Source organism: Mesorhizobium sp. M7A.F.Ca.US.006.04.2.1 (assembly GCF_004022915.1).
Lineage (GTDB): Bacteria > Pseudomonadota > Alphaproteobacteria > Rhizobiales > Rhizobiaceae > Mesorhizobium > Mesorhizobium ciceri.
Window position 1 is genome coordinate 1 of sequence record NZ_RZQA01000402.1, and the last position, 5,675, is coordinate 5,675.

8 protein-coding genes are annotated in these 5,675 nt (G+C 62.2%); 5 read left to right on the forward strand and 3 right to left on the reverse strand.

Going from position 1 to position 5,675, the window contains the following annotated elements; genetic code table 11:
* The first annotated feature begins 133 nt into the window (after positions 1 to 133).
* Positions 134 to 607 (forward strand): transcription elongation factor GreA, encoded by a 474-nt coding sequence (gene greA, locus EN925_RS20675; RefSeq protein WP_013530066.1) that lies wholly within the window; start codon positions 134 to 136, stop codon positions 605 to 607.
* Between the two features lie 239 nt (positions 608 to 846).
* Here greA and waaC read toward each other — a convergent pair whose 3' ends face one another.
* The 3 genes from waaC to rfaD are packed head-to-tail and all read right to left on the reverse strand — an operon-like array spanning position 847 to position 3,754.
* Positions 847 to 1,821 carry a lipopolysaccharide heptosyltransferase I gene (gene waaC, locus EN925_RS20680; RefSeq protein ID WP_024504158.1) on the reverse strand — a complete coding sequence of 325 codons (975 nt, stop codon included), beginning with the start codon at positions 1,819 to 1,821 and terminating at the stop codon, positions 847 to 849.
* Positions 1,818 to 2,825: a lipopolysaccharide heptosyltransferase II gene (gene waaF / locus EN925_RS20685; protein ID WP_127368151.1), complete on the reverse strand. Its 1,008-nt coding sequence runs from the start codon at positions 2,823 to 2,825 to the stop codon at positions 1,818 to 1,820. The genes waaC and waaF overlap by 4 nt, the downstream gene beginning before the upstream one ends.
* Positions 2,798 to 3,754: an ADP-glyceromanno-heptose 6-epimerase gene (rfaD, locus tag EN925_RS20690; protein WP_127368152.1), complete on the reverse strand. Its 957-nt coding sequence runs from the start codon at positions 3,752 to 3,754 to the stop codon at positions 2,798 to 2,800. Before rfaD ends, waaF begins: the two co-directional genes overlap by 28 nt.
* Before the next feature lie 149 nt (positions 3,755 to 3,903).
* On the opposite strand from rfaD, the gene EN925_RS20695 reads away from it, so the two are divergent.
* The 4 genes from EN925_RS20695 to EN925_RS20710 all read left to right on the forward strand — a co-directional run.
* Positions 3,904 to 4,140, forward strand: a complete 237-nt coding sequence (locus tag EN925_RS20695; RefSeq protein WP_024504156.1) for a type II toxin-antitoxin system Phd/YefM family antitoxin — start codon at positions 3,904 to 3,906, stop codon at positions 4,138 to 4,140.
* Positions 4,133 to 4,546 (forward strand): hypothetical protein, encoded by a 414-nt coding sequence (locus tag EN925_RS20700; RefSeq protein WP_245460886.1) that lies wholly within the window; start codon positions 4,133 to 4,135, stop codon positions 4,544 to 4,546. The genes EN925_RS20695 and EN925_RS20700 overlap by 8 nt, the downstream gene beginning before the upstream one ends.
* A gap of 36 nt (positions 4,547 to 4,582) precedes the next feature.
* Complete coding sequence (locus EN925_RS20705) at positions 4,583 to 5,215, forward strand: LysE family translocator (protein ID WP_127368153.1); 633 nt, start codon at positions 4,583 to 4,585, stop codon at positions 5,213 to 5,215.
* 140 nt (positions 5,216 to 5,355) lie between these two features.
* A partial coding sequence (locus EN925_RS20710; RefSeq protein ID WP_245487254.1) for a PfkB family carbohydrate kinase occupies positions 5,356 to 5,675 on the forward strand: 320 nt, incomplete at its 3' end.

Below are 5,675 nucleotides of genomic sequence, written 5' to 3' on the forward strand. Positions count from 1 at the left end.
GACATTGCTATATTCAGGGAAATTGCGGTGAAACGGTTCCGTAAGCTCGAGGCTGCCGGACCCGTTTTCTTTTTGTACCCATCGACAAGGCTTTCCCCGATACGCGGGGGTGGCAGCAGGAAAGGCAGGCATCATGAACAAGGTCCCGATGACAGGCGAGGGGTTCGCGTCATTGAAGGAAGAACTGCGCTGGCGCCAGCAGGAAGAGCGGCCGCGCATCATCGAGGCGATCTCCGAAGCGCGCTCGCATGGCGACCTGTCCGAAAATGCCGAATATCATGCCGCCAAAGAGGCGCAGAGCCTCAACGAGGGCCGCGTCAACGAGCTTGAAGATTATATTGCGCGCGCCGAGGTGATCGACGTCAGCAAGCTCAGCGGCGACAAGATCAAGTTCGGCGCCACCGTGGTGCTGGTCGACGAGGACACCGAGGAAAAGAAGACCTACCGGATCGTCGGCGACCAGGAGGCGGACGTGAAGTCCGGCCGCATCTCGATCTCCTCGCCGATCGCGCGTGCGCTCATCGGCAAGGAAGTCGGCGATGCCATCGAGGTCAACGCGCCTGGCGGCGCCAGGGGGTATGAGATCGTCCAGGTGCAGTTCATCTAGGACCTTTGATAATTCTACTCTGGCGGCCGACTACAGCGCCGCGCGTCCTCTCGGACGCGCAAAGGACGCTGTAGGATTTTCAGTTAGCGCATGATCCCTTTCCGAAAATCAATCACGATTTTCGGGGTCATGCGCGGGCGGTTTTCTGCGCTTCCGGTGCTCACGTACTTTAAGTACGCGCCGCTCCGGTTCTCGAAGAACCACGCTATTCGACTCGCCAGAGCGAATTCTGAAAGGTCCTATGCCGGCGCTTGTAGTTTAAGTGCCAATAGCTTTTCTGCTTCCGCCACTACCTCCACCGGCACAACACGCCCCCCATGCGAGGCCAGCAGTGTCGATGCGTAGCGTCCGCGCGGGCCGGTCAGACCCGGCTCTGTTGCCAGGAAAATTGCGACCGTCGGCAGGCCAAAGGCACTGGCAAGATGGGTCAGCCCGGTGTCGGCGCCGATAACCAGCGTCGAGCCGCCGATAGTCGCGGCGATTTCGGACAGCGGCGATTTCGGTACCACGATCGTTGACGGCACGGCGCCTGCGATTGCCTCGGCTACGGTTTTCTCACGCTCGTTCGACCAGGTCGTGACCGGCGTCATCCCCCGCTCAATCAGGAGGCGGGCGGTTCCGATCCAGTCTTCGGCCGGCCATTTCTTGTCTTCGCGGCTGGTTCCGTGCAGCAGGAAGGCGGTTTTTCCAGAAGTGCCCGCCAGGGTGCCGGCGGGCGGCACGATGCCGGAGTCCAGCGTCGAAAGATCGGGTTGATAGGCGAGCGCCAGGCCAAACAACCGCCGCGTCCGTTCGATGGCGTGGAGGTCGCGCGGGACGGCATACGTGGCATCGTAGAACAGCGTCGCTGAGGGTTCGCGCGCGCTCGAACGGTCGAAGCCGGCAATGGGTGAGCCCGCCTGTCTTGCCACCAGGGCCGATTTCAGCAGGCCTTGCGCGTCGATGACCAGATCGTAGCGGCAATTGCGCAAGGTGCGGCGCAGGGCGGCCGCCTCGCGCCAGGTGGCGCCGTCAAGCAGCGCCTTGCGCCAGCGCCGGATCGCCACCGTATGAATCTTGTCGATCGCCGGGTGAAGCGCGACGATTCCGGCGAATGCCTCTTCGACGCACCAGTCGAAGGTCAGGTCCGGGCGGTGGCGACGGGCATCCTCGACCGCCGGAAAGGTGTGGATGACATCGCCCATCGACGACGTCTTGACGATCAGCACCTTCATGCCGCGGCCGGAATTTCCAGCAGCCGGTCCGCCGCTGCCGCGACCTGGCCGACTTCCAGCGTCTTCAGGCAGTTGAGGTGGCCGAGCGGACAGACCTTCTGGTGGCAGGGCGAGCACGACAGGCCGAGCCAGACCAGCTCGCGGCGCTCCGCCAGCGGTGGCGTGTTTTCGGGCGAGGTCGAGCCGTAGACGGCGACGATCGGCGTGCCGACGGCGGCCGCGACATGCATCAGTCCGCTGTCATTGGACACAGCCAGCCTGGCGGCGGATATCAGGTCGATGGCGTCCTCCAGCCGCGTCTGTCCGGCGAGGTCGACGACGCCGGGGACCAGGGCTGCGATCTCCGCCGTCACGTCGCGGTCGTTCTTCGAGCCGAACAGCGCAACCTTCAAGCCTTTGCCCATGAAACCGCTGGCAAGCCCGGCATAGCTTTCGCTGGGCCAGCGCTTGGCAGGGCCGAATTCCGCACCGGGCATCAGGGCCACGAATTTCTGCGGCGCCAGCCCGAAACGGCCGAGCAGGTCGACCTGGTTTTTCGTGTCCACGCTAAGCCGTGGCGCCCGGAAACTGCCGCCTTGGGCAAGGCCGAAATAGGCCTGCGCGGTGCGTCGTTTGATGCTGTCGGGCAATGGCACGATGTCGGTCAGCAGGCCATAGCGCATCTCGCGCAGATTGCCGACACGGCGCGGAATGCGGGCAAAGAACGGAATCAGCGCCGACTTCCAGCTGCCCGGCAGGATATAGGCCATGTCGTAGCGGCCGCGCAGCAGGCGGCCGAAGCGGCGGCGATGGGTGAATTCGAGCGCGCCGGGTTTGAGCGGAAAATCGATCTGCTGGCGGATTTCGGGCATGCGCTTGACCAGGGGTGCTGCCCAGGCCGGAGCCAGCACATCGATGGCGGCGTTGGGATGCAACTCCTTCAGCGCCGAAAACAGGCACTGCGCCATCACCATGTCGCCCACCCAGCGTGGGCCGATCACGAGGATCGTTGGGCTTTCAGCCATTCGACATAGTCTCTGACACCGGTTTCCACTGTCCGGAATTGGCCATTGTAACCGGCCGCGCGCAAACGGGACATATCAGCTTGCGTAAAGCTCTGGTAGCTGCCCTTGAGATGGTCGGGAAAGGGGATGAATTCAATCTCCCCTTTACCCAACGTGTCGATCACCGTTTCGGCGATGGCGCGGAAGGGCTGGGCACGGCCGGTGCCGCAATTGAAGATGCCGCTTGAGCCCCGTTTCCACAGCCACAGATTGACGTCGGCGACATCGCCGACATGGATGAAGTCACGGCTTTGTTCGCCGGGTCCGAACCCGTCATAGGCGCCGAACAGTTTCGGGTTCTCGCCTCGCTCGACCTGGTTGAACAGATGGAGGGCGACGGAAGCCATGGCGCCCTTGTGCGCTTCGCGCGGGCCATAGACGTTGAAGTAGCGCAAGCCTACGACCTGTGAATGGTCGGCCTGCCCGGCGAACACGGTTCGCCTGACATAGTCGTCGAACAGCTTCTTGGAATAGGCGTATACGTTGAGCGGCCGTTCCAACGCGGGTTCCTCGAGGAACTCCGAGCCGCCGCCATAGACGGAAGCCGAGGAGGCATAAAGGAAAGGCACGCGCAAAGTCTGGCTTGCATGCAGCAACCGTTTCGAGAAGGCGTAATTCACCTCCATCATGAATTTGCCGTTCCACTCGGTGGTGGTCGAGCAGGCGCCCTGGTGGAACACGGCCTCGATGCGGCCGAGCGAGCCGGCCTCCATGCGGGGCAGGAAATCGTCCTTGTCGAGATAGTCGGCGATCTTGAGATCGGCAAGATTGACGATCTTGTGACCGTCGGTAAGGTCGTCGACGACGAGGATGTCGTCATGCCCTTCGGCATTCAGCGCGGCGACGATGTTGGAGCCGATCATGCCGGCGCCGCCCGTGACGATGATCATGAAGGACCTCTGGTTGCTTTGCGATTCCGGTCCTTATAGGGGAGGCTAGCCGGGCTGTCGACAAAGCCAGGTGCATGCGCCTGTCCTGCCATTTTATGCGCTTGTCTGTTTTGTCCATTTTGTCTATTATGGACAAAACAGGGTATCCCATGAAAAACTATCCGTCGACCGATCTGAAACAGAATCTTGGAGATGTGCTTGCAGCTGCCAGCCAGCAGCCGGTCTCCATCACTCGCCACAACAAGCCGAGATACGTCCTGATGAGCATCGAGGCCTACGAAGCGCGCTTCGGCAACGACAGCCGCCGCGTCTACGCTGCGAAGGACGCCCCGACCGAACATGTCGAGATGCTCGAGGAGTACGCCGCGGAATTGGACCGTGATTAAACCCGCTGCTGCGGACGTCTGGCGATATCCATATTTTTGGCATCGCCAACACGGAGACGGCGAGACCGAAGGCCGGAAGTCACGGCCTGTGGCCTTTGTGGCTGTCCTTCCTGGGAAAGCCGGGGGTACCAACCTCTTCATACTTGCAATCACTTCCACACAGCCGGGTCGTGATCGCGTTGCAGTCAGCATCCCGGAAATTGAACGCCACCGTGCGGGCCTCGATCCTATGCCCCTTTGGGTCATGGTCGATGAGTACAATCATGATATCCTGGAAGCGTCGGCCTATTTCGAGCCGGGTGCGCGAATTGGCGCGTTCAGCCCGTCATTTCACAAGAAAATTATGTTCGCTTTTACTGCGGTTGTCCGCACGGGTCAGTCCAAAGCAATCCCGCGCGCGGACTGAATCGACAGGGCAGAGCACGATCGTGAGGGACCAAAAATGCCATCGACCGAACTGCTCATCGCGTTTTTCGCCACCACAGCGATCTTCGCCTACATTCCAGGCCCGGCCATGCTCTATGCCGCCGCGCAGACGATGGCGCGCGGCCGCTGGTCCGGCCTGACGGCGGCGCTGGGCATTCATCTGGGCGGCTACGTGCATGTTTTCGCCGCGGCCGCCGGGCTGTCGGTGCTGTTTCATGCCGTGCCGACGCTCTACCTGGCGGTCAAGCTGGTCGGTGCGCTCTATCTGATCTGGCTTGGCATCTCGCTGTTTCGCAAGCGCACGGACGGCGATGCGGCGCTGCCTGCCATCGAGCGCAAATCGGCGCGGCGCGCCTTTTTCGAGAGCATCACCGTCGAGGTGCTCAATCCGAAGACAGCGATCTTCTTCATGGCGTTCCTGCCGCAATTCATCGACGCCTCGGCGGCGTTTCCGGTCTGGCTGCAGTTCGTCGTGCTCGGCACGATAGTCAATCTGATGTTCTCCTCGGCCGATATCGTCTGCGTGTTCCTGGCGGGCGCCGTGATCGGCCGCCTGCGGCGTTCGAGCCGCGCCCAGCGGCTGATGCAGCGGGCGGGAGGGGCGGTGCTGGTCGGGCTGGGCGTCCATGTTGCCCTGCAGAAGAGCTGACGCATCGGACAGTCGCGGGTCATGTCCTGACGTTGCGCTGCGTGGATTTGCGGTATATCGGCAGGCATGAACGATCCGGCCCGTAAATTGACAATTTTCATCACGATTGAGATTTGCCTTACCCTCGCGTTGCCAGTGACATGATCAAGCACAATCCGCCTTCTCCAGAACCATTGCACCGCGCCATTGCGCGGTTCGGCCAGGCCACCGTGCTGGTGGTCGGCGACTTCATCCTCGATCGTTTCGTCAACGGCGTCATTGAGCGGATCTCGCCGGAAGCGCCGATCCCGGTGCTGCATGGGCGCGGCGAGACCTCGACCATGGGCGGCGCCGGCAATGTCGTGGCCAACATCGTTTCGCTCGGCGCTGCCGCTGTCCCCGTTTCCGTAATCGGCGCCGATCTGGCGGGCGACAGTCTGGTGCGGATGCTGCGGGAACTTGGCGCCGATACGGCGGGCCC

Excerpts from the sequence above, each read along its gene's own strand:
- rfaD (WP_127368152.1), bottom strand. The coding sequence starts at position 3,754 with ATGATCATCGTCACGGGCGGCGCCGGCATGATCGGCTCCAACATCGTC.
- greA (WP_013530066.1), top strand. The coding sequence starts at position 134 with ATGAACAAGGTCCCGATGACAGGCGAGGGGTTCGCGTCATTGAAGGAA.
- waaF (WP_127368151.1), bottom strand. The coding sequence starts at position 2,825 with ATGGCTGAAAGCCCAACGATCCTCGTGATCGGCCCACGCTGGGTGGGC.
- EN925_RS20705 (WP_127368153.1), top strand. The coding sequence starts at position 4,583 with ATGCCATCGACCGAACTGCTCATCGCGTTTTTCGCCACCACAGCGATC.
- waaC (WP_024504158.1), bottom strand. The coding sequence starts at position 1,821 with ATGAAGGTGCTGATCGTCAAGACGTCGTCGATGGGCGATGTCATCCAC.
- EN925_RS20695 (WP_024504156.1), top strand. The coding sequence starts at position 3,904 with ATGAAAAACTATCCGTCGACCGATCTGAAACAGAATCTTGGAGATGTG.